Source organism: Pedobacter frigiditerrae (assembly GCF_032678705.1).
Taxonomy (GTDB): domain Bacteria; phylum Bacteroidota; class Bacteroidia; order Sphingobacteriales; family Sphingobacteriaceae; genus Pedobacter; species Pedobacter frigiditerrae_A.
Genome location: NZ_JAVTSS010000002.1, coordinates 2,123,097 through 2,145,974, shown reverse-complemented (window position 1 = coordinate 2,145,974; position 22,878 = coordinate 2,123,097). Strand labels below are relative to the sequence as shown.

Below are 22,878 nucleotides of genomic sequence, written 5' to 3'. Positions count from 1 at the left end.
AATCGATATTTTTTTAAGTTTGGATAAACTAAACAAAGACTGCTCTAATCCTTGAAAAGATAAAAAGCATCACAACCCATTATATGTTCGATAAACTATTTAGAAAGAAATCAATTTCAAAGATTTTAGAAGATGCAGCAAAAGGTTATGGCGACCATGGTGATTCGCTTCATAAAACTTTAGGTGTAAGAGATTTAACGGCATTTGGTATTGCCGCAATTATTGGAGCAGGTATTTTTAGCACGATAGGTAAAGCAAGTGCTGATGGCGGTCCGGCGGTAATTTTCCTTTTCATTTTTACTGCTATCGCCTGTAGTTTTGCTGCTTTTGCTTATGCAGAATTTGCGTCTATGGTGCCCGTTTCTGGAAGTGCGTATACCTATTCTTATGTAGCTTTTGGCGAATTAGTGGCTTGGATTATAGGCTGGTCGTTGATCATGGAATATGGCATTGGAAACATTACTGTAGCTATTTCTTGGTCAGATTACTTTACTGGATTACTGTCCTCCATTCGAATACCGGCATTAGGTATAGATGGCATAAATATCCCAGACTGGGCAACAATGGATTATTTAACCGCTTTTAATGGTCACGCACATGCGGATGCCTTGTTAAATGCAGGAAAAAGCATGGCTAATTTGGATGATGCCACTCGTATTGCTAACAATGCCTGGGTATCTGCACCAACTATAGGTGGTTTTCATTTAGTGGCCGATTTACCTGCATTAGGTATTATCATTTTCATTACTTGGTTAGTTTATCGCGGAATGAAAGAATCTAGAAATGCAAGTAATGCAATGGTAGTGGTTAAGTTGGCGGTTATCTTATTGGTACTTGCAGTTGGTGTTTTCTATGTTGATACTAAAAACTGGAACCCATTTGCACCAAATGGTGTATCGGGAGTTTTAAAAGGAGTTTCTGCTGTTTTCTTTGCCTATATAGGTTTTGATGCCATTTCTACTACTGCAGAAGAGTGTAAAAACCCACAAAGAGATTTACCTAGAGGGATGATGTGGGCAATTATCATTTGTACCATTTTATATGTGGCCATTGCTTTAGTTTTAACAGGAATAGTAAAATCTGATACTTTAGCAGTTGGTGATCCATTGGCATTTGTTTTTGATCAAATTGATTTAAAACTGATGAGTGGTATCATTGCCGTAAGTGCTGTATTTGCAATGGCAAGTGTGTTATTGGTATTTCAAATGGGTCAACCACGTATTTGGATGAGCATGAGCCGTGATGGTTTATTACCTAAGAAGTTCTCTAAAATTCATCCTAAATATAAAACACCTTCATTTGCGACCATCGTAGTTGGTTTTGTAGTGGCGGTTCCTTCTTTATTCATGAACCTAACTATCGTTACCGATTTATGCTCTATAGGAACCTTATTTGCCTTTGTGTTGGTTTGTGCAGGTGTATTGGTTTTACAAAACAGACCAGGCGTACAAAGAGGGAAATTCAAAATTCCTTATGTTAATTCTAAGTTCATTATCCCTCTTGTTTTTATTGCTGTAATTGTAGTTTGTTTTGTGAAATTTAAAACTGAAACAACTGATTTTATTACCAATAAAACAAAGATTATTGAGCCAACAACATTTATTAAATCCCTATCAGACCAAGAAATCGCGACTGTTAAAGGGGAAATAAGTGCGAGCCCAGTTGTTTTACAAGGTAAACAAATTGATGCTGAGGCTTACTTGACAAATCTAACTCCTGCTCAATATGAAGACTTCATGAACAAATCTTCTATTGAAACGGATAAGAAATTTGAAGGTGGCTGGTCGTTATTTAAACACAAAATTCCAATGTGGATTTTCTTGATCATCTGTCTTGTTATTACTTATTACTGTGTAACTAAAAACCTATCCCTTATTCCTGTTTTAGGCTTATTGAGCTGTTTGTACATGATGTGCGAATTAGGTATTTCTAACTGGATTGGTTTTGGAATTTGGTTGGTTATTGGCTTGGTGGTTTATTTCGCTTATGGTTATAAACATAGTAAGTTGGGGAAAGAGATTGCTGAGGGGTAGCACAACCAGTCTATGTTTCACTAAAGAAAAATTAAGAGTCAAATTAATCTGGTTAATATTTAATAGTAATGGATAAAGCAGAAATTGAAGAACATTATCATTCAAAACACAGTTTGTATGCCAGATTAGCAGAAAATTTGAAACAAGCGTTAATTACATTTCTAACTGAACAAAAGATTTCTTACCATACAATATCTTTTCGGATAAAAGAATTTGATTCTTTCTATGAGAAAATTGAAAGGAAAGGATATGAGAATCCTCTTGATCAAATTGAGGATTTTTGTGGTTTAAGAATCGTTTGCTTTTATCCATTAGATTTAGACAGAATTTCAGATATTATAAACGATGAATTTGAAATTTTAGAAGCAATAGATAAATCCTCTGCTCTCGAACCAGATCGTTTTGGTTATCGCTCTAACCACTATATTGTAAAAATTAAAAAAGAATGGTCAAAAGCTCCTAATTATAGAGGGTTGGAAAATTTAAAAACAGAAATTCAAGTAAGAACAATTTTAATGCACTCATGGGCTGATATTGAGCATAAATTGGCTTATAAAAACAAGGAAGATATACCGATAGAATTTCGAAGAAAATTATATCAACTAAGTGCACTTTTAGAGATTGCAGATAGTCAATTCCAAGAATTAAAAAACGAAAAAGAAAATTTCAAACAATCCTTAATAATTAATACTAAAGGTAAAAAATCCTTCGATTTCTCTAAGGATCTTAATCTTGATACCCTTCAGGCTTATCTAGATTTCGTATTTCCAAAACGACCAAAAACAAATCCGTTTAGGCTACTGAAAGAGCTTTTAGAACACAATATTTCGCTTGAAGAACTGGACAATATGAGAATAGCAGTAGAGCCTTTTATATCTGAAGTAGAAAAAGAAATATCATCAACGGGATGGGCTCAAGTAGGAGTTGTTAGAGCTATTTTAGACTTAAAATCAGAAAGTTATTGGAGATGGCGTAGTGAAGCAATAAAAGGTACAGGATGGATAAAAACCATTTCAAAATGGAAAGATATAATACAGAATTAAATTACTATGTCTAAAATGGTTTGAGAGATTGATTCGCCTATCGGTTTGTGTCTCAATGCCCGAAATAAATGACTAGTAAAAGTAAATCAACAATTGAATATGTATACCTTTAGATTGCTTACAATTCTGTTTTTATTTATTGCTTTGCAGGCACGGTCCCAAAATAAGGAACCTTATAAATATCCACCAAGTGAGGTTGTAACGATCAAGTCTAAGGTTTTAAATGAAGATCGCAAGGTTTATATTCATTTTCCCAAAGTAGACTCAGCTGATTTAAACAAGCGATTTCCCGTATTGTATTTAATGGACGCTGACAATCATTTTGAGCTTCTTGCACATTATGTCGATTATCTTAGTCGCCCAGACGTGTTAGCAATGCCGAAGATGATAGTTGTTGGCATCCCAAATACAAATAGAACAAGAGACCTTACCCCAACAAAAAGTATAACCAACTATATGGGAAAACCAGATAGTGGTTCGTATAAATTTAGTGGCGGGAACGAAAATTTTTTAAAGTTCATTGAGACAGAATTAATTCCGATGATTGACAAAAATTACAAAACAGAGCCTTATAAAATTTTGGCTGGACATTCTTTTGGTGGAATTTCAGCTCTCAATTGTATGTTAAACCATCCCGACATGTTTAATGCTTATATTGCAATAAGCCCATCGCTTTGGTGGGACAATGAATATCTTTTAAAATTGACTGATGAAAAACTTAAAAAGGGTTCAGTATTAAACAAAAAGATTTTTTACAGCAGCGGAAATGAAGGTGGAAATAATTCGTTCTTTCATAAAGGTTTATTAAAACTGGACTCTACAATAGCTAATAAGAAACTTAAAGGACTAGATTACATCTATAAACACTACCCGACCGAAACACACATGACAGAACCAATTGTTGCTTATTTCGATGCATTGCGATTTATTTTTAAAGATTGGGGAAAGCAGCGATAAGGGCAAGATTTAGAAAAGGATAAAGTTCGCCTATCGGTCGGTGTCTCACCGACCGAAACCACTCAAAAAATTTCTAATTTTAGAGAAAATAGCTAACTTGTATTGTTGTCCCTACAACTGATTACAAATTATGCATATATTTCATAAACGACAGGGACAAATGGATTTTTATAATTCATATTTTTACACTGATACCATTTGTAATTTTGCTCATCTATTAGCTGATGACAACCTAAAACTAATTGTAATTAGTTCTTTGCAGTTTCTAGTTAAGCAAAAGTTAGTAGAAATTTATGGTTATGTAATTATGCCAAATCATATTCACTTATTATGGAATATGTTAAGTCTTAATGGTAAGGAGAGTCCAGCTGCAAGTTTTACAAAATTCACTGCTCATCAATTTAGAAGATATCTGCTGACCAATAACACTATATTACTAAATGATTATCAATCTGAAAAAATGGATAGAAACTATCAATTCTGGAAACGTGATCCACTTGCAATCTCTATAAGTACCGAAACAATTCTAATTCAGAAATTAGATTATATACATTTGAATCCAACGAAAGAAAAATGGAATTTAGCAAAATATCCCGAAAACTATAGGTGGAGCAGTGCAAAATTTTACTTAACAGGGATTGATGAGTTTTGTATCTTAACCCATTACAAAAACTAGCTTTTCGGTCGGTGAGACACCGACCGATAGGACAAAAATCAGCTGCTCACATCAGTTTGGCAGTTGACCTTTAGAGATGAGAATCCATCACTATGCAGAAAACAGTTATCACAATTTATGATAGAAGAACACAGAATAATACTTGAGAAATTAAAAATCTATTTAGATCAAAACCCTAGCCAGAGATTTGGTCAGGCGATTTTCAATTTAGGAATAAATGAATTTAAGTCAAATGAGGAATACCAACTAAGAGACATTTACAATGACAATGATTCTGATATCATCGAAAGAATTGAAAAAAGACTTGAGTTGTTTAACTCTAAATAAAAAATAAATCAAAACACTAATTACATAAAACAATTAGAAAATGGAATTCTCACCATTCAACAATGTTGTTAAATTATGCCTTCATGGCATGGAAATGGAGCAAAAGTCTAAACAAGAAGAAGCACTTAAACTGTTTCTCCAAGCCTGGGATGAAGCAACAAATGATTTTGAAAAGTTTCTTGCGGCTCATTATGTCGCTAGGTGCCAGAAAGATATTTCCGATAACTTAAAATGGCTTGAAATTGCTTTGCAGTTTGCATTAAAAACAAATGATGACTCCGTTAAAAGTGCATTTCCTTCTCTATATTTTAATATTGCTAAATGTTATGAGAGCTTAGGGGACTTGGATAATGCAAAAAAGAATAATGAATTAGGAAATATGTTTAAAGATAACCCTTCTGACGAAGGACCTTTTTACCATGGTACGAGAGCAGATTTGCAGGTTAATGACTTGCTAACAGCTGGTGGCATTTCCAATTACCAATCTGAAATAAAGATGAACCATATTTATTTTACTGCATTGGTTAATGGAGCAGGACTAGCAGCTGCGTTAGCAAAGGGTGATGAACGTGAACGGGTGTATATCGTTGAACCAACAGGTAGCTTTGAGAACGACCCAAATCTGACAGATAAAAAATTCCCAGGCAATCCAACTCGTTCCTATCGTTCACAAGCTCCATTGAAAGTTATCGGAGAAGTAACAGAATGGTCTAGACAAACACCTGAAGAGATTGAAAAATTTCGTGAAAAATTAGCAAATAATAAGGGGGAAATCATTAATTAGCCTTGCCCCTATCTAAGTAAGTAAGACACCAACTAATAGGACAAAACTATTTTCCTATGTGCCTATGTGGTTAATCCCTACCTTTGCCAAGAATGAGCGATTTTGAACAAAGGGAAGACACTTCTTGGCTAGATAATTTAAGGGTTGTGGCAACCATCAGTGTGATACTTCTTCACGTTGCTGCCCCCTTTCTGTACAAATTTGAGAGAATATCAGGTTTTAATTGGTGGACGGCTAATGTATATGACAGTTTAGTGAGGTTCTGCGTTCCGGTTTTTGTAATGATTACTGGGGCTCTACTTTTACCAAAAGACTATCAACTTGGTGATTATCTAAAAAAACGAGTTACGCGTATTATTTTCCCATATCTATTTTGGATTTCAATCTATTTAATTCACGTTTTAACCACCTTAAAAAACGGGTTTAAACTTCCGTTTTTAGAGATGTTAAATATAGGCTCTACTAAAATTGCTTATAAAACAACTTATCATTTTTGGTATATCTACATGATCATTGGGATATATTTATTCATTCCGATTTTATCGAAATGGGTGAAAAAGGCAACTGAAAAAGAGATTATCTATTTTCTGGCTCTTTGGGTTATCGCTATTATTATTGCCCAACCTCTGTTTTCTAAATACATTCCAGATTTTAACCTAAAATATTTCTCTGGATTTGTAGGTTACGTCGTTTTAGGTTATTATTTATCGATTAGAAACTTTGAAAAGGTAAAGCATATCAGAACCATTTCCTTTCTCATTTTTACAACTGGTATATTACTCACCATTTTCGGAACCTATTTTTTATCAAAGTATAACGGGCGTTTTACTATTGATTTATATACCTACTTTTCTCCAAATGTGGTTATTTCTGCTGTAGGATTATTTTTATTCTTTAAACATTCTTATTTAGTAAATCCACAATTAAAAGCGATTAGAAAATTCATTAACAAACATAGTTTTGGAATTTACTTTGTGCACATTTTGGTGTTATACTATATGAGCAGATTTGGAATGAATGGAGCTGTATTTGGAGTAGTTTTCGGGATTCCACTGACCACGGTGATGTGTTTAAGTATCTCGGGATTGGTTATTTATCTGCTTAAGAAATTGCCATTTGGTGATAAGGTGGCAGGGTAAGCTAATGTTTTACCACATAGACACATAGTTTTAAGAACACCAAAAATTCAAATTATTAGCCACAGTTAGCAGATTAGAATGAGGTTGCTGCTATGATGTAAATCTATCAACAAGTCCAACAAAACAATAGTTCTAAAGCTCCAAGGACTAAAATTATTTAGCCACAGATCGCAGATTTAAATTAAATAATCTGTTAATCTGTGGCTATTATTGATCGACAGACTAAACTGCTAATCTATTTAACTCTATATCATCAGGAGTAACAAAAATCAAAGGAACTTTTTCTACTTCTACGTAACTAGAATCTAATCCAAAACCACTTACTTCAGATAAGCTAAAATGTTTAAGCAAGAAATAATAATCCATGATACTACGTTCATAGAAACTTAAGTTGGTAAATTTAGACAGGTGTTTCTCTAATAAGACAAAACGAAAATCACCAGCAATGTTATGTTTATTTAATGAAGTGTACTGACTCGTAATATCAATTTCACCATTTTTAACCAATTCCTCAACCACTTTACGATAAAGCAAATTAACACGTTGTTCTACCCTAAATCCGAGTTTAAAATCGATACGAATAAGTTTACCAGGGATTAAAAATTCTACTTTATAATCTCTTGTATATGGTTCATCAACAACATCAACGTGTACTAACCAATACACATCAGCTCGCTTCGGCTCTTTCTGGATAATCGAATAAATAATTTTTGATTCTATTTCCGTTTTAAAATTAGCACTTGTTAAATAAACTAGTTGAGAGGAATATTTGGGAACTGAGATATCACTACTTAATTCATTTATAATCTGATAATAATCTTCAATCTCCACATACTTAACAAATCTATTTTTGATTTTTCGAGCTACGTACCAGCTCCACATAATAGAAAACAAAACGGATCCTATTAACACTGTCACCCAGCCACCATGTAAGAATTTAGTTAAATTACTTACTAAAAATGTACCCTCAATAATTATATAGGTAACTAAGAATGCACCAATTATATATTTAGGAAAACGTTTACTACGTAAATAATACGTAACCAAAATGGTTGTCATCAACATTGCTATGGTAATCGAAAGACCATATGCTGCATCCATTTTTTCGGCCTTTTGAAATAGTAAAACTATACCAACACAACCTACCCATAACATCCAATTAATTGCCGGCACATATAATTGTCCTTTCGAAGCAGTAGGATAAACTATTCTGATTTTTGGCCAAAGATTTAAACGAACAGCCTCTGCAATCAATGTAAACGAACCACTAATTAAAGCCTGACTTGCAATTATTGCAGCCATAGTTGCCAAACAAACCATGGCAATTTGATATTGGTCTGGAACAATTTCAAAGAACGGATTCATCTTAGCATTTGGTATGTATGTAGCTCCGTTATGTAAAATCCATACGCCTTGCCCTAGATAATTAAGTATCAGGGTTAGCTTCACAAAAATCCAACTTATGCGTATATTATTTCTTCCACAATGACCAAGATCTGAATAAAGTGCTTCTGCCCCTGTTGTACATAGAAAAACACCACCCAAAATAACAAATGCAAGACTATTTGTACTCAATAGATGTATCGCCCAATAAGGATTGAAGGCCTGTAAAACACTAAAATCCTTAACAACATAAGATATCCCAACAACTCCTAAAACAGCAAACCAAACAAACATAACTGGGCCAAAAAGCCTTCCAACTAGATTTGTCCCAAATTGTTGAATAAGAAATAATATGCTTAAAATTCCAATTACGATTGGAATAATAGGGACGTTATCAAATTTATTGGTTAAACCCTCAATTGCTGAGGTCACTGTAATACTTGGTGTAATGATTCCATCTGCCAATAATGCACAACCTCCAATTGTAGCAGGAATCACTAACCACTTTGCCTTTTTTCTAACTAAAGAAAACAATGAAAAAATACCTCCCTCACCCTTATTATCTGCCCTTAATGTAATTATTACATACTTTATGGTTGTTTGTAAGGTTAAGGTCCAGATGATACAAGATAAAACGCCCAACACAACATCTCTGCTAATGGCTTGTTTACCCCCTAAAATAATAGTAAAAATAGCATTTAGGGTATAGAGTGGTGAGGTACCAATATCTCCAAAAACAATTCCTAAACTAACTAGAACTCCACCTGCGGTAAGCGCATTAACGTTTTTATGATTTGACACTGCTATAAAATTTGGATGCAAAAATAATTAAATTATTAGGAATAAGCTCATTAATATTTTCATCATAATTTATGCGCTGAATACCTTAAATTATAGTCGAAAAAATGGGTGTTAAATATTGTTAAATATTGTTTTCTACAACAAGTTGTTTGATTTGTTTGTTTAATTATTTATATTTTTGCTCGAATAGATGTATAAAAGGTCAAAAATAGCGTTCTCATGGAGCATACTCTGCATAATTTGCATGGTTGCCTTGGTAGGCCCTTCTGTTTTTGCACAAAAAATTGATACTGGAAAAGTAAGTATTAAGCCAAAACCTAAAGTTGTAAGTCGAGTTCCGCAAATAAAGGGAACTATACAGCCCTATAAACCAAACACCACAATGGGCGGTTACAATCCTAGCAGTACCGCTGTATCAGGCACTACAACACTACCAAAAAGCAATAAAATATTAACTGTTTTAAAGGTTTACCCAAATCCAGTAAACGAGCAAATTAATATCAGCTTGCGTTTAGATAGAGAAACTACGCTTTCTGTTAAAATTACAGATTTACTAAGCAATGACGTTGTTGTACTCGCTAATGAAAGAACTCCAGGTGGCGAGCAAACAAAAACTTATACTATTCCAAATAAGTTAAATGCTGGCATTTACTTTCTTAAAATTGTTGCTGGCGGAGAACAAAAGGTTGTGAAAATCTCTGTTCTTTAATTGCCTATTTCTTACTATTTTTGAGTTATGAAGATTATCGCCATTGGCCGCAATTATGCTGCTCACGCCAAAGAATTGAACAATGCTGTTCCAACAAAACCTATCATATTTTTAAAACCTGATACTGCTGTTTTAAAAGACAATAAACCATTTTATATTCCAGATTTCTCTTCAGATATTCATTATGAATTAGAAGTGGTTTTAAAAATCTGTAAGGAAGGCAAACACATTTCAGAAAAATTTGCATCAAATTATTATGATGAAATCGGCTTAGGAATAGATTTTACAGCGAGGGATATTCAAAGCGAGCATAAAGAGAAAGGTTTGCCATGGGAATTGGCAAAGGCTTTTGACAACTCTGCTGCGGTAAGTAATTTCTTACCAAAGGCAGATTATGCTGATATGTACGATATAAAATTCGAACTGCAAATCAATAAAGAAACTCGCCAGAAAGGACATACGGCTAATCTTTTGTTTTCATTTGAGAAGATTATTTCATTCGTTTCTCAATATATTACCTTAAAAAAGGGCGACTTAATTTTTACCGGAACGCCAGAAGGTGTTGGTCAAGTAAAACAAGGCGACCAGTTAGAGTGTTGGTTAATGGATAAACAATTACTCAATTTTAGTATTAAATAATAAGAATGTTTCTACCTACTAAGTCTACCTCACTAAAACTCTCATTTTATATTCTCTTTCTTTTTGTAGCCATCAAGGCTGATGCCCAACAGATTTTCAGCAAAAACAGCTATCCACTTACCGATTTTAGGCAACCTTTAGATATCGTTCCTCCAGCTTTGGCAGGTTCATTTGGCGAATTAAGGTCAAATCACTTTCACTCTGGAGCGGATTTTAGAACAAACCAAAGAACAGGCTATCCTATTTATGCAGTTGCGGATGGTTATATCTCTAGGCTAAGAGTTCAGAATAGCGGATTTGGATTAGCGCTTTATATCAATCACCCAAATGGTTTTACCTCTGTATACGGCCACTTGTCTCGGTTTAGCCCAAAAATTGCGCAACAAGTAAAGACAATTCAGTACAAAAACAAATCGTATGAAACTGATGAATTTCCAAATTCAGATTTAATTCCAGTTAGGAAAGGAGATGTAATTGCTTATTCTGGTAATACAGGTAGCTCAGGCGGACCGCATTTGCATTTTGAATTGCGTGATACCAAAACCGAAGCTACGGTAAATCCTCAGTTATTGGGCATTCAAATCCCTGACAACATCCCTCCTGTTATTTCTTCGATGTATGTTTATCGCCTTAATAGCAAACCTTTTAATGAACTTACACCCAAACAATATTTTCAGGTTGTTGGTGGTGCAGGCAAGTATAATTTAAATAAGGTTACAACCATTAACCTAAGTGGCGAAGTAGGTTTTGGGATTTCTACTACAGACAGACATAGTGGGAATTCGGGTTTAAATGGTGTTTATTCTATCGAATTATTTTTAGATGGCAAGGCGATTTATACTTCTGCCTTAGAGCGCTTTAGTTTTGAGAATAGCAAAGCGATTAATTCACATATCGATTATCCTGCTTTACTTAACCTTAAAAGAAGCATTCAAAAAAGTTTTGTAGACCCAGGAAATCCCTTACAGATTTACAGCAATTTGGTTAATAGCGGAAGAATTACTTTTAACGATGGCAAATTGCATGAAATGAAATACGTCATTACAGATGCAAAAGGCAATAAAAGTACTTTATTATTTAATGTACAGGCAGATTCAAAAGCGATTATCAATACTCCATCGCCAACTGCCGGAACTCTTTATTCTTACGCCAACGTAAATGAATTTAACAATGCGCTTGTTAAAGTAATCTTACCAAAAGGCACATTATACAACGACCTCAACTTTGTTTACAAAACATTACCAAAACCACAGGGAAATGCTTTTTCAGCAATTCATCAAATTCATAATAACTTAACGCCGCTGCATATTGGATTTGAGCTTTGGATAAAAGCTGATAGTACTTTAAGTAAATATCAAAACAAGGCCCTAATCGTTAACACCAATCGAGCATCACAAGGTGGATATTTTGAAAACGGCTATGTAAAAGCCACACCTCGTAACTTTGGTAGTTTTTTCATTGCCATAGATACCATTGCTCCGAATATCATTCCTGTTAACATCGCCAATGGCAAAAATATGGCTGGCTTAACTAAAATGAGTTTTAGAATTAGCGACAACCTATCTGGAATTAAAAGTTTTAATGGCTATATTGACGGCCAATGGGTTTTGATGGAATTTGACACCAAAAGTGCAAGTCTTTGGCATAACTTTGATGAACGAACCGCAACGGGAAAGCACACTTTTGAGTTACTTGTTGTAGATATGAAAGACAATACCAAAAGATACGCGATAGATTTTTATAGATAGTTAAAATAAAAATTGTTGGATTGTTAGATGGCTAGATTGTTAGCAGCATACAAACAACAATAAAACAATTTCACAATTAAAACGATATGAGCACACTTAAACAAGGCGATAAAGCCCCAGTATTTACTTCAAAAGACCAAGATGGAAAAACTGTTTCCTTAAGTCAATATAAAGGTCAAAAAGTAGTATTGTATTTTTACCCGAAGGATGATACACCAGGTTGCACCACCGAAGCTTGTGATTTCCGTGATAACTACCAAGGATTAAAAGCAAAGGGAATTGAAGTTTTAGGTGTAAGTGTAGATGATGAAAAGTCTCACCAAAAATTCATCAATAAGCACAGTTTGCCATTTACTCTTTTGGCAGATACCGATAAAAGCATTGTGGAAGCTTATGGCGTATGGGGAGAGAAAAATATGTATGGTAAAAAATACATGGGAACTAACCGTACTACTTTTATTATAGACGAAGATGGTAATATCGCACACATCATCAGCAAAGTAGATTCAAAAGCACCAACGGCACAAGTGTTAGATTTGCTTAAATAATTGCTGTTTAAGCCCATAGGATAAAAAATATTGCAATTGTTGGAAAATTAAAACAATTATACCTGCAGAAATCAACAACTGTGATATAAAAAAACTAGCAAAGTAGAAATACCTTAAATTTTTATAATTACCTTGCCTTTAATTTAATAACCATACTAAAATGATCAATTCAAGCAAATAATTGCTGCTTGCTTAATCATTACCTTAAAAACAATAAACAAATCAATGAAACATTCAATTAGTGAACTAGAAGATATTGCTTCACAAGTAAGAAGAGACTGTTTAAGAATGGTTCACGCCGTTCAATCTGGACATCCAGGAGCATCTTTAGGTTGTGCAGATTTTTTTACAGCCTTATATTTCGAAGTATTAAACCATAACCCTAAATTTTCTATGGAAGGTGTTGGAGAGGATTTATTCTTTCTTTCAAACGGACACATTTCGCCAGTTTGGTATAGCGTTTTAGCAAGGTCTGGTTATTTTGAAGTGAGTGAATTAGCTACTTTCAGAAAATTAGATTCAAGATTACAAGGTCACCCAACTACACATGAAGGTTTACCTGGTGTTCGTATCGCATCTGGTTCATTAGGTCAAGGTTTATCAGTTGCTATCGGCGCTGCCTTAGCTAAAAAAATTGATGGTGATAAAGGATTAGTTTATGCCTTAATGGGCGATGGTGAGTTACAAGAGGGCCAAAACTGGGAAGCATTAATGTTTGCACCATTTCACAAGGTGGATAATTTAATTGCCAGTGTAGATTACAACGGTCAACAAATTGATGGTCCGACTGAAAAAGTTTTATCATTAGAAAATCTTCAAGCTAAATTTGAAGCTTTCGGTTGGCACGTAATAACTTCTGATGGTAATGATATGGCAGAAATAACCAAAGCATTACATTATGCTAAATCATTAACTGGAAAAGGCAAACCTATTTTAAACTTAATGAGCACACAAATGGGTTACGGCGTTGATTTTATGGTAGGTACGCACAAGTGGCACGGTTCTGCACCAAGTGATGCACAATTAGAATCGGCATTAGGTCAACTTAAAGAAACAGCTGGGGATTATTAATTTACGTATAGCGTAGTGAGATATGCGTAATGAGATTAAATCGCAATACGCAATACGCTTTACTCAATACTATTCAAAATGAAAAAATATACATATACAGAAAAGAAAGATACACGTTCGGGTTTTGGAGCTGGATTACATGAAGCAGGTAAACGTAATGAAAATGTTGTTGCGCTTTGTGCAGATTTAGTTGGCTCTTTAAAAATGGATGCTTTCATAAAAGATTTTCCAGAAAGATTTGTGCAAGTTGGTATTGCAGAAGCTAATATGATGGGTATTGCTGCAGGTTTAACTATCAATGGAAAAATTCCATTTACAGGTACTTTTGCAAACTTTTCTACTGGTCGTGTTTATGACCAAATTCGTCAATCTATTGCTTATTCTGGCAAGAACGTTAAAATATGTGCATCACATGCAGGTTTAACTTTAGGAGAAGATGGTGCAACTCACCAAATTTTAGAAGATATTGGTTTGATGAAGATGTTGCCAGGAATGGTAGTTATCAATCCTTGCGATTATAACCAAACCAAAGCGGCTACTTTAGCTATCATGGAATATGAAGGACCAGTTTATTTACGTTTTGGGCGCCCAGTAATTCCTGTATTTACGGCAGAAGACCAAAAATTTGAGATTGGTAAAGCTTGGATGGTTAACGAAGGAACAGATGTAACCATCATTGCAACAGGCCACATGGTTTGGAGAGCAATTGAAGCTGGCGAAAAATTAGCTGAGCTAGGCATTGATGCAGAAATTATAAATATCCACACCATTAAACCTTTAGATGAAGAAGCTATTCTAAAGTCTGTTAAGAAAACTGGTTGTGTGGTAACATGTGAAGAGCACAACAAGTTTGGCGGACTAGGCGAAAGCGTTGCTCGTTTATTAACAACTGAATATCTTGCACCACAAGAGTTTGTTGCAGTAAATGACAGCTTTGGCGAAAGTGCTACACCAGATCAATTAATGACCAAGTATAAATTGGATCCATCTGATATTGTTGCTGCAGCTCAAAAAGTAATGAAAAGAAAAGTTTAGAAAGTCCGGAAGTTATTAGTCCGAAAGTCGGAAAAGATTACGGAACAAAATAACATTAGAACTCATAAAAAATGAAGCAGGTTGAAGACGCAGAAATATTGCAAAAGTTTGGTGTTCAAAAAACACAGAACGAAGCCTTCAACTTGCTTTTAAATAAATATCAACAAAAAATCTATTGGCATATTCGTCGTTTGGTTATAGACCATGACGATACTGATGATTTAGTCCAAGAAACCTTTGTTAAGGTCTGGAAAAATCTAGCCAATTTCCGTAGTGATTCTCAACTTTATACTTGGATTTACAGAATCGCAACCAATGAATCCATCACCTTCCTGAATAAGAAAAAATTAAAGAACAATATTTCTTTAGATGATGTTAGTGGAGAATTAGCAGAAAGTCTAACCGCTGCATCTTATTTTGATGGCGATAAAATTCAGAAGAAATTACAGGAAGCCATTTTAACCTTGCCAGAAAAACAACGAATTATTTTTAACATGAAATATTTCGATGACATGAAATATGATGAAATTTCTGAGGTTTTGGGCACTACAGTAGGTGCTTTAAAGGCTTCATTTCATATTGCAGTAAAAAAAATTGAAAGTATTTTAATAAATGAAGATTAAGTATTAAACCTTTTACAATAAAAACCATCAATAGTACGTGATGAATATAATGGATGAAAATATGGAATGGGAAAAGGAAGCACCACAATTAGCGAGCTTACCTAGAACAATGCCATATAGTGTGCCGGATAATTATTTTAACAAACTGCAAAGCCGAATTAATCAATCTGTTTTTGTTGATGGCTTAATGCAAAAGGAAAATCAAGGTTTTACTGTTCCTCAAAACTATTTTGAGGATTTAGGCAATCAAATTGAAAGTAGAATTGCCACAGAGGAAATCAAATCTTTGGTTAAAATTGATGGATTTAAAACTCCTGCTAACTATTTTGAAACTTTACAAGCCGATATTTTAAGCAAAACTTCTGCTGTTCCTCAAAAAACTAAGGTTGTACGTTTATGGGGTTCAGACTTTATGAAATATGCCTCAGCTGCTTGTTTATTTATTGTAATTGGTTCTGGGTTATATTTTACTCAACAAAGTAAGGTTACTCAAACTGCTTCATTGGAACTAGCAAAAGAGCAAGTTTTATATGACATTGATGAAAGCACAATTTTAGAACATATAGAGGAAAGCCAAGCGGCTACTACAACTACTGTGTCAGATACAGAAATGGAAAACTATATTTTAGATAATTTCTCTTCAACAGATTTATCTAATAATTTATAAAACAAGCTGTGATAGCTCGAAAATTTTAAAAAACATAATATATAATGATGAAACCATCAAGATTAGAAAATCTAATTCTTGATAGCTTCATCACCATTGAAAAACAATAACATAATGATGAAAAACCTATTTATTGCACTATTGTTCATCGTTTTGCCAGGATTGGCTTTTTCACAAGGACCAAGAATGGATGATGAAAAGTGGGAAGCGAAAAAAGTTGCTTGGTTAACTACAAAGCTAGATTTAACTCCAAATGAAGCTAAAGTGTTTTGGCCAATTTATAACGACTATATCAAAGAGCAATCTACTTTAAGAAAGGAACGTTTTCAGAAAATGATAAGCTTCAGAAAGATTAAAGAGATAGACGACCTTTCTGATACTGAAATACAAGCGTTAATTACCAATGATTTTGATTTTAAGCAAAGAGATTTAAACATCGAGAAAAAATATTACAACAAGTTTAAAACTAGCTTATCTATTAAAATTGTAGGCAAGTTTTACAGAGCTCAAGAAGCATTCAAAAAAGAAATTTTAAATCAATACCGAGGCGGAGGCCCACGAAAAGAAAACTAACTAACAAATAAATAATTAATTTTTTAAGTCCTGTGTGTTAAGTCATACAGGACTTTTTATTTTCACCCTATATTTCTAAAAGGATAAGATTTAAAAATGAGTAATTTTGCCTTATGCAAACACAACGTCAATTATTTCTAAAACATAATGCACAAACATCTCCTACCCCACTTTTGCTTGAATTTGTAAGGGCAAAAGGAATTTATATGTATGATGTGGATGGAAAAAAATACATGGATTTAATTGCTGGCATTGGTGTAAGTAATGTTGGTCACTGTCATCCCACAGTTGTGGAAGCAGTAAAAAAACAGGCAGAAACCTATATGCATTTAATGGTATATGGCGAGTTTGTTCAGAGCCCACAGGTAAATTTTGCGAAAGCAATAGCATCTGTTTTACCCGAAAATTTAGATTGCACTTATTTCGTAAACTCAGGTACCGAAGCTGTTGAAGGCGCCATGAAACTGGCAAAAAGATATACCAACAGAACTGAGTTAATAGCTTGTAAAAACAGTTATCACGGCAGTACACAAGGCTCGTTAAGTTTAATGGGCAACGAAGAATTTAAGCAAGCTTACCGTCCTTTATTACCAGATGTTCAATTTATAGAATTTAATCAATTATCAGATTTAGAGAAGATTACCTCTAAAACCGCAGCTGTTTTTATTGAAACTATACAGGGCGAAGCAGGCATAAGAATTCCAGATCCGGAATATTTAATCGCCCTGCGTAAAAAATGTAATGAAACAGGAACGCTTTTAATATTTGATGAAATACAATGTGGTTTTGGCAGAACTGGGAAAATGTTCGGTTTTGAGCATTTTAATGTAATTCCAGATGTTTTATTACTGGCAAAAGGGATTGGAGGCGGAATGCCAATTGGTGCCTTCATCAGTTCTTCACAAATAATGTCGGTATTTGCAGATAATCCAATACTTGGTCACATTACAACCTTTGGCGGTCACCCTGTAAGCTGTGCAGCAGGCTTGGCCACTTTACAAACCATAGTTAATGAAGATTTAGTAAAGGATGTAGAAGCAAAGGGAGAACTTTTTAAATCGCTATTGAAACACCCAGCAATTAAAGAAGTTCGTGGAAAAGGATTAATGTTGGCAGCAGAATTTGAAAGTTATGACATTCTTAAAAAGATAATAGATGGTTGCATTGAAGATGGAATTATTACAGATTGGTTTTTACATTGCAGTAATTCGATGCGCATCGCTCCTCCTTTAATTATAACCGAAGATGAAATTAGGGCAGCTTGTGATGTTATATTAAAAAATGTAAATTCAGTATGCAGCTAGCCTAATGAACTAGTGAACTATTTATATTGATGAACTAGTGAACCCAATGAACTGACAAAATGAACGTACTAATTGTCGAAGATGAAAAAAGCCTTGCCTTAGAAATGGATGAATTTTTAAGTCGTGAGGGATATATCGTAGAACATGCTTGGAAAAAATCATCAGCCGAGGAAAAGATATTTGTCAACAATTACGATTTCATTCTATTAGATTTAGGTTTGCCAGATGGCGATGGTTTTGAAGTCCTCAAACAATTAAAAAACTTAAAAGACCGGGAAGATGCGGTTATCATTTTAACTGCTAGAAGCGAAGTTGATGATAGAATTAAGGGGTTAGATGGTGGTGCTGATGATTATTTAGCAAAACCATTCTCGCTAAATGAATTACTGGCACGTATGCACGCCATCACCCGTCGCAAGCATAAATTAGAAAAGAATGAGGTTAAAATACACGATTTCACCTTAGACATTCAAAATCGTACTGTATCTTATAACGACGATAGATTGCCTTTAACTAAAAAAGAGTTTGAAATTTTCAACTATTTGGTATTGAACAAAAACAGGGTAGTTTCGAGAATGAGTTTAACAGAACATGTTTGGGGCGATATTTTAGAAGTAAATTCAGACTCTAACTTTGTTGATGTTCACGTAAAAAACCTCCGTAAAAAACTAACTCAATGCAGTAAAACGGATTGGTTTGAAACGGTAAGAAGTATAGGATACCGAATTAACTATTGATGGAAAATGTAAAATGGAAGATGGTAGATGTGATTAAGAATATCTCAATACGCTAATCGCAATACGTAATTCTAAAATGAACCTACAAGCAAAATTTGCGCTCTATAATGCCATTACCAAAATAGCTATCATTTTGGTTTTGGGAACGATTATTTTGCTTTCTCTAGAAACCATTTCCTCTCATCATTTAGATACTCGACTTGCAAAAAAGCGATTAAAGGTAATCGAGAACTTAGATGATAAAGAGATTGACAGTTTGATTAAATCGCGGCAATCATTTACTGACTACAATATTTTAAAAGAGGAGTTTATTGTATTAACAGCTATTCCTAAAGCTGGGAAAATTGACACAACCCTTACGTTCACTTCAGAAACAAGAGAAATTGAGGGCGAAATAGAAATCTATCGAATATTGAACGACCAGTTTGAATTTAACAACAAACGTTATAAACTGGAAATCGGAGAAACAATGACTGCGATGGAATCGATTAAAACAACCATCAGGTTTTATATGCTCATTGTTTTGGTAATTTCTTTATTGATTACTTTAATTACAGATTATGCCTTTACCAATTTCATCCTCCGTCCTTTCTATAAAATCATCGACCAAAAGTTAAATAAAGTAAACAATCCTACATCTTACAATTACCAAAACATCCCAACAAACACTACAGACTTCAAAATTCTAGACAATAGCATTAACTCATTAATGCGAAAAATATCGGATTTGTTCTTGTTGGAAAAACAATTCATCGCCAATGTTTCTCACGAATTATTAACGCCTATTTCCATTTTAAGTGGTCGACTAGAGAATATTTTAACAGCAGACAATCTTCCTATTGAACACGAGAATAAGATTTTTGCATCCCTTAAAACACTTAATCGCTTAAAAGTTATCATTAATAGTTTGCTGTTAATCTCTAAAGTAGAAAATGAGCAATACCTTAAAAAAGATAATGTTTCCATCAAACATCAGTTGGATGAGATTTACGAAGATTTGGAAGATAGAATTTTAGATAAAAAGATTGTTTACCAAAACCGTATCAAGTCCGATTTTATATTTACTGGAAACCAAGCCTTAATCCATACTTTATTAGTTAACATCATTAATAACGCTATCAAATACAATGTTGCAAAGGGTTCAATCACAATTGAAGAAGAGTTGTGCCAATCTGGTTACATCCTAAAAATATGTGATACTGGAATTGGAATGGAGAAAGAAATCGCCACCAATGCCTTTAATCGCTTTGAAAGAGAAAACAATGAGAATGAAGATGGTTTTGGTTTAGGCTTAGCTATTGTGAATAGTATAGCAAAGTTCCATCAATTAAATATTGATATTAAATCTGAAAAGAATAGCGGAACTGTTGTTAGTATTGAGTTTCCAGTAGGTTAAAATGTTTTTTCCGTCACCCTGAATTCATTTCAGGGTCTTTCATACAAGCCAGATGCTGAAATAAACAGCGAAGCTTTCTTGAAGGCAAAAATCAATAAAAGCTCCTGAAAAATTCAGCATGATGCAATTTATTAAACTTCATAAAATCTTCATAATAGAAAGGCATCTTTGAATAACAAAACATCAGAAGCGATTTCCGTTTTGTTATCTACAAAACTCATCAAAATAGTTTTTTAGTTTTCCGGTTACCCTTATCTGAACCCTTATGTATTGCGAAATATATAAGGGTTTTTTTATCGCATTTCGTCATTGCGAGGATCGATTTTTCATCTCCCGAAGCCTGCCTACCGCAGGCAGGCAATCTTCTTGGCTATCTGCCAAGCAACAATTTAACAATCTAGCAATTGAACAATTAGTCCATCTACTACGCTCAAGATGACAAACTATTGAGGCCAAATGAACTAATGAAACCAATGAACTCGATTAGCCCATCTTCTGCCTTTTAATCAAATAAGCTTGCAACACATTATCAAAACCTTCATTAATATCAGCATCTACCATATCAATTTTATACTGAGCGCATTTAAGTGTTAAATTCTGACGATAAGCATTCATTTGCTCCAAGTAAGCATCCTTAACTTTAGAAGTATGTGCTTTTAAAACAGCACCAGTTTCCATGTCTATAAATTCGTAAGGGCGATTGGCGAAATTAAAATCTACCTCTTTGCTTTTGTCTGTCACGTTAAAAATTACAACTTCGTGTTTGTTGAATTTTAAGTGTTGCAGCGAAGAAAACAGGGCTGTTATTTTAGTTTCATCGTGAACAGTTTGCAGCATATCACTAAATACAATAACCAACGAACGTTTATGAATCAGCTCTGCTATTTGATGCAAAGCCAAAGCCAAATTAGTTTGAACATTCATTTTAGGTGACTGCAAAACTTGCTCTAAAGCTGCAAACAAATATTTTTGATGGGTATTAGTAGATTTGGCATGTGTATTCAAGTTCACTTGGTCGGAGAATAAACTCAAGCCAAATGCATCACGTTGTTTTTTGAGCAAGTACATTAAACAAGCTGTACTTTGAACCGCAAAAGTTAACTTGTTGTATTTCTCATCAGGAAAGTACATTGATGATGAAGAATCAATCACAAATTGGCAACGCAAATTGGTTTCTTCTTCATAACGTTTACTGAATAACTTATCTGTTTTGGCAAATAACTTCCAGTCTATATTTTTTACACTATCGCCAGTATTATACAAACGATGCTCGGCAAACTCAACCGAAAACCCGTGAAAAGGGCTTTTATGCAAACCTGTAATAAAACCTTCAACCACTTGTCGGGCTAAAAGCTCTAAGTTGGTATTCAGTTGTAAGTTTTCATATTGATTTGTGTTTGCCATAACGTAAAGCTAATAAATTATTGCGTTTCCTAGATATCGTCATTCTGAATTCATTTCAGCATCTTTAAAGCAGATAAAGTAAATATTTTGAAAAGTAATGCCTATGCTTATCGGCAATTGCAGCCCCGCCAACCACTTCAATCTTTTTTTGTGATTTTACAATAGTCATCCGATGATTATAAACTTGGTGCATATATTCATCGGATGACTAAATTGACTTAAAAAAAGTATTTCCGTTTTTGTCGGGTTTATTTAACAAAGCTGGTGGGTTTTGGGATTGGGAAGTTCCTTACAAGTTTCATCAAGATAATTTTAGTTTATGATCAGGTGTTTTTAGCCATATAAAAATAACCTAAATTTAATTATTTGTAATTTGAATTTTTGCTTTAAAGACTTAAATTGCAGCATTTATACCATCTAAATAAAATATCCCCTCTCTATGGAACACACTTGCCCAAACTGCACCTTTACAATCAATGATAATTTTTGTAGTAACTGCGGACAAAAAAAATTTAAGAGGATTGATAGAAAATATATTATAGACGAAATTCAATACTCTGTTGTACACACCAATAAAGGTTTTTTATACTCAGCAAAAAAAATTCTTAAAAACCCAGGTAAAACTGCCTATGAATTCATTTACGGCAACAGAGTAAACCACTATAAGCCAATTTTACTGGTTTTTTTATTGAGTGGTATTTCTGCCTTTATATCTTTTAAAATTATTGGGCTAGACAACATCATGAGCGAATATTACACAAGTCAGCACATGAATTCTAAATTGATGAACGATATGCAGACTTTTATGCGTAGCTACAACTCTTTCATCATGCTTTTACTGATCCCAATTATATCAATTTTTACTAAGCTGGCATTGAGAAAATGGGGACAAAATTATTATGAGCATATCATCATGAATGCTTATGCCTTATCTTTTTACATTTTCCTCAACATTCTTGTACTGTATCCTATCATGTACTTCTTGAGAACCAATGTGAATGCATTTATGATTTTTACAAGTTTAACTACTTTGGCTTACCCTCCTTTGTATGTATGGTTTTACAAGGGTTTTTACCCCGAAAAACCTCTTAAGACTATTATAGGTAAGGTTTTAATTATTATTGGTTTAATTATATTGGCTTATATAGTATTAATTATAATTGCAATGGTTATTGGCATTGTTGCTGCAATTGTAATGGGGCCAGAGGCTTTAAAATATATTAAACCACAGTAAGTACAGCATTATAGAATTGGTTTTAAGCTTTGACAAAAGCCTATACG

General features: G+C 33.9%; 22 protein-coding genes. 20 read left to right on the top strand and 2 right to left on the bottom strand.

Annotation, left to right across the window (positions count from 1 at the left end; genetic code table 11):
- Positions 1 to 83 precede the first annotated feature (83 nt).
- The 7 genes from R2Q59_RS20205 to R2Q59_RS20175 all read left to right on the top strand — a co-directional run bounded on the left by R2Q59_RS20205 (position 84) and on the right by R2Q59_RS20175 (position 6,959).
- On the top strand, positions 84 to 2,033 hold the full coding sequence (locus R2Q59_RS20205) for an amino acid permease (protein ID WP_316787229.1): 1,950 nt from the start codon (positions 84 to 86) through the stop codon (positions 2,031 to 2,033).
- A 68-nt stretch (positions 2,034 to 2,101) separates the two neighbouring features.
- Positions 2,102 to 3,076, top strand: coding sequence for a hypothetical protein (locus tag R2Q59_RS20200; protein WP_316787227.1), 975 nt, complete (start codon positions 2,102 to 2,104; stop codon positions 3,074 to 3,076).
- 99 nt (positions 3,077 to 3,175) lie between these two features.
- Positions 3,176 to 4,033 carry an alpha/beta hydrolase gene (locus R2Q59_RS20195; RefSeq protein ID WP_316787225.1) on the top strand — a complete coding sequence of 286 codons (858 nt, stop codon included), beginning with the start codon at positions 3,176 to 3,178 and terminating at the stop codon, positions 4,031 to 4,033.
- Between the two features lie 160 nt (positions 4,034 to 4,193).
- Positions 4,194 to 4,709 (top strand): transposase, encoded by a 516-nt coding sequence (locus R2Q59_RS20190; RefSeq protein WP_316772329.1) that lies wholly within the window; start codon positions 4,194 to 4,196, stop codon positions 4,707 to 4,709.
- A gap of 117 nt (positions 4,710 to 4,826) precedes the next feature.
- Positions 4,827 to 5,036, top strand: coding sequence for a hypothetical protein (locus R2Q59_RS20185; RefSeq protein WP_316772326.1), 210 nt, complete (start codon positions 4,827 to 4,829; stop codon positions 5,034 to 5,036).
- Between the two features lie 379 nt (positions 5,037 to 5,415).
- A complete protein-coding gene (gene arr / locus R2Q59_RS20610) occupies positions 5,416 to 5,820 on the top strand; it encodes an NAD(+)--rifampin ADP-ribosyltransferase (protein WP_410478288.1) in 405 nt (134 codons plus the stop codon).
- 92 nt (positions 5,821 to 5,912) lie between these two features.
- Positions 5,913 to 6,959, top strand: a complete 1,047-nt coding sequence (locus R2Q59_RS20175) for an acyltransferase (RefSeq protein ID WP_316787222.1) — start codon at positions 5,913 to 5,915, stop codon at positions 6,957 to 6,959.
- Positions 6,960 to 7,181: 222 nt separating this feature from the next.
- Here the strand turns inward: R2Q59_RS20175 and R2Q59_RS20170 are convergent, their stop codons facing one another.
- Positions 7,182 to 9,143: a KUP/HAK/KT family potassium transporter gene (locus tag R2Q59_RS20170; RefSeq protein ID WP_316787220.1), complete on the bottom strand. Its 1,962-nt coding sequence runs from the start codon at positions 9,141 to 9,143 to the stop codon at positions 7,182 to 7,184.
- 190 nt (positions 9,144 to 9,333) lie between these two features.
- Between R2Q59_RS20170 and R2Q59_RS20165 the strand changes: the two genes are divergently transcribed.
- From R2Q59_RS20165 to R2Q59_RS20110, 12 genes are all read left to right on the top strand, one after another.
- A complete protein-coding gene (locus R2Q59_RS20165) occupies positions 9,334 to 9,852 on the top strand; it encodes a T9SS type A sorting domain-containing protein (RefSeq protein WP_316787218.1) in 519 nt (172 codons plus the stop codon).
- A 27-nt stretch (positions 9,853 to 9,879) separates the two neighbouring features.
- Positions 9,880 to 10,491, top strand: coding sequence for a fumarylacetoacetate hydrolase family protein (locus R2Q59_RS20160; RefSeq protein ID WP_316787216.1), 612 nt, complete (start codon positions 9,880 to 9,882; stop codon positions 10,489 to 10,491).
- A gap of 5 nt (positions 10,492 to 10,496) precedes the next feature.
- On the top strand, positions 10,497 to 12,239 hold the full coding sequence (locus tag R2Q59_RS20155) for a M23 family metallopeptidase (protein WP_316787215.1): 1,743 nt from the start codon (positions 10,497 to 10,499) through the stop codon (positions 12,237 to 12,239).
- A gap of 86 nt (positions 12,240 to 12,325) precedes the next feature.
- Positions 12,326 to 12,787, top strand: coding sequence for a thioredoxin-dependent thiol peroxidase (bcp, locus tag R2Q59_RS20150; protein ID WP_316772304.1), 462 nt, complete (start codon positions 12,326 to 12,328; stop codon positions 12,785 to 12,787).
- Positions 12,788 to 13,012: 225 nt separating this feature from the next.
- Positions 13,013 to 13,858, top strand: coding sequence for a transketolase (locus tag R2Q59_RS20145; protein ID WP_316787213.1), 846 nt, complete (start codon positions 13,013 to 13,015; stop codon positions 13,856 to 13,858).
- 78 nt (positions 13,859 to 13,936) lie between these two features.
- Entirely contained in the window at positions 13,937 to 14,893 is a 957-nt protein-coding gene (locus R2Q59_RS20140) for a transketolase family protein (protein ID WP_316772298.1), read from the top strand.
- A 71-nt stretch (positions 14,894 to 14,964) separates the two neighbouring features.
- Entirely contained in the window at positions 14,965 to 15,516 is a 552-nt protein-coding gene (locus R2Q59_RS20135) for an RNA polymerase sigma factor (protein ID WP_316772295.1), read from the top strand.
- 40 nt (positions 15,517 to 15,556) lie between these two features.
- Positions 15,557 to 16,183: a hypothetical protein gene (locus tag R2Q59_RS20130; RefSeq protein ID WP_316787211.1), complete on the top strand. Its 627-nt coding sequence runs from the start codon at positions 15,557 to 15,559 to the stop codon at positions 16,181 to 16,183.
- A 114-nt stretch (positions 16,184 to 16,297) separates the two neighbouring features.
- Complete coding sequence (locus tag R2Q59_RS20125) at positions 16,298 to 16,756, top strand: hypothetical protein (RefSeq protein ID WP_316772289.1); 459 nt, start codon at positions 16,298 to 16,300, stop codon at positions 16,754 to 16,756.
- 113 nt (positions 16,757 to 16,869) lie between these two features.
- The gene (locus tag R2Q59_RS20120) at positions 16,870 to 18,060 is read left to right on the top strand and encodes an aspartate aminotransferase family protein (protein WP_316787209.1); all 1,191 of its coding nucleotides are present in this window, start codon (positions 16,870 to 16,872) and stop codon (positions 18,058 to 18,060) included.
- A gap of 59 nt (positions 18,061 to 18,119) precedes the next feature.
- On the top strand, positions 18,120 to 18,797 hold the full coding sequence (locus R2Q59_RS20115) for a response regulator transcription factor (protein ID WP_316772284.1): 678 nt from the start codon (positions 18,120 to 18,122) through the stop codon (positions 18,795 to 18,797).
- A gap of 76 nt (positions 18,798 to 18,873) precedes the next feature.
- Entirely contained in the window at positions 18,874 to 20,193 is a 1,320-nt protein-coding gene (locus R2Q59_RS20110; RefSeq protein ID WP_316787207.1) for a HAMP domain-containing sensor histidine kinase, read from the top strand.
- A gap of 483 nt (positions 20,194 to 20,676) precedes the next feature.
- On the opposite strand, the gene R2Q59_RS20105 is transcribed toward R2Q59_RS20110, so the two are convergent.
- Entirely contained in the window at positions 20,677 to 21,597 is a 921-nt protein-coding gene (locus R2Q59_RS20105; protein WP_316772279.1) for a DUF58 domain-containing protein, read from the bottom strand.
- Between the two features lie 439 nt (positions 21,598 to 22,036).
- Between R2Q59_RS20105 and R2Q59_RS20100 the strand changes: the two genes are divergently transcribed.
- Positions 22,037 to 22,831 (top strand): DUF3667 domain-containing protein, encoded by a 795-nt coding sequence (locus tag R2Q59_RS20100; RefSeq protein ID WP_316787205.1) that lies wholly within the window; start codon positions 22,037 to 22,039, stop codon positions 22,829 to 22,831.
- The last annotated feature ends 47 nt before the right edge of the window (positions 22,832 to 22,878 follow it).

What these genes read in the sequence shown, in the direction of transcription:
- R2Q59_RS20200 (WP_316787227.1), top strand. Translation starts at nt 2,102, where the DNA reads ATGGATAAAGCAGAAATTGAAGAACATTATCATTCAAAACACAGTTTG.
- R2Q59_RS20160 (WP_316787216.1), top strand. Translation starts at nt 9,880, where the DNA reads ATGAAGATTATCGCCATTGGCCGCAATTATGCTGCTCACGCCAAAGAA.
- R2Q59_RS20190 (WP_316772329.1), top strand. Translation starts at nt 4,194, where the DNA reads ATGGATTTTTATAATTCATATTTTTACACTGATACCATTTGTAATTTT.
- R2Q59_RS20110 (WP_316787207.1), top strand. Translation starts at nt 18,874, where the DNA reads ATGAACCTACAAGCAAAATTTGCGCTCTATAATGCCATTACCAAAATA.
- R2Q59_RS20185 (WP_316772326.1), top strand. Translation starts at nt 4,827, where the DNA reads ATGATAGAAGAACACAGAATAATACTTGAGAAATTAAAAATCTATTTA.
- R2Q59_RS20135 (WP_316772295.1), top strand. Translation starts at nt 14,965, where the DNA reads ATGAAGCAGGTTGAAGACGCAGAAATATTGCAAAAGTTTGGTGTTCAA.
- R2Q59_RS20115 (WP_316772284.1), top strand. Translation starts at nt 18,120, where the DNA reads ATGAACGTACTAATTGTCGAAGATGAAAAAAGCCTTGCCTTAGAAATG.
- bcp (WP_316772304.1), top strand. Translation starts at nt 12,326, where the DNA reads ATGAGCACACTTAAACAAGGCGATAAAGCCCCAGTATTTACTTCAAAA.
- R2Q59_RS20120 (WP_316787209.1), top strand. Translation starts at nt 16,870, where the DNA reads ATGCAAACACAACGTCAATTATTTCTAAAACATAATGCACAAACATCT.
- R2Q59_RS20130 (WP_316787211.1), top strand. Translation starts at nt 15,557, where the DNA reads ATGAATATAATGGATGAAAATATGGAATGGGAAAAGGAAGCACCACAA.
- arr (WP_410478288.1), top strand. Translation starts at nt 5,416, where the DNA reads ATGTTTAAAGATAACCCTTCTGACGAAGGACCTTTTTACCATGGTACG.
- R2Q59_RS20175 (WP_316787222.1), top strand. Translation starts at nt 5,913, where the DNA reads ATGAGCGATTTTGAACAAAGGGAAGACACTTCTTGGCTAGATAATTTA.
- R2Q59_RS20145 (WP_316787213.1), top strand. Translation starts at nt 13,013, where the DNA reads ATGAAACATTCAATTAGTGAACTAGAAGATATTGCTTCACAAGTAAGA.
- R2Q59_RS20165 (WP_316787218.1), top strand. Translation starts at nt 9,334, where the DNA reads ATGTATAAAAGGTCAAAAATAGCGTTCTCATGGAGCATACTCTGCATA.
- R2Q59_RS20140 (WP_316772298.1), top strand. Translation starts at nt 13,937, where the DNA reads ATGAAAAAATATACATATACAGAAAAGAAAGATACACGTTCGGGTTTT.
- R2Q59_RS20195 (WP_316787225.1), top strand. Translation starts at nt 3,176, where the DNA reads ATGTATACCTTTAGATTGCTTACAATTCTGTTTTTATTTATTGCTTTG.
- R2Q59_RS20125 (WP_316772289.1), top strand. Translation starts at nt 16,298, where the DNA reads ATGATGAAAAACCTATTTATTGCACTATTGTTCATCGTTTTGCCAGGA.
- R2Q59_RS20205 (WP_316787229.1), top strand. Translation starts at nt 84, where the DNA reads ATGTTCGATAAACTATTTAGAAAGAAATCAATTTCAAAGATTTTAGAA.
- R2Q59_RS20100 (WP_316787205.1), top strand. Translation starts at nt 22,037, where the DNA reads ATGGAACACACTTGCCCAAACTGCACCTTTACAATCAATGATAATTTT.
- R2Q59_RS20155 (WP_316787215.1), top strand. Translation starts at nt 10,497, where the DNA reads ATGTTTCTACCTACTAAGTCTACCTCACTAAAACTCTCATTTTATATT.
- R2Q59_RS20105 (WP_316772279.1), bottom strand. Translation starts at nt 21,597, where the DNA reads ATGGCAAACACAAATCAATATGAAAACTTACAACTGAATACCAACTTA.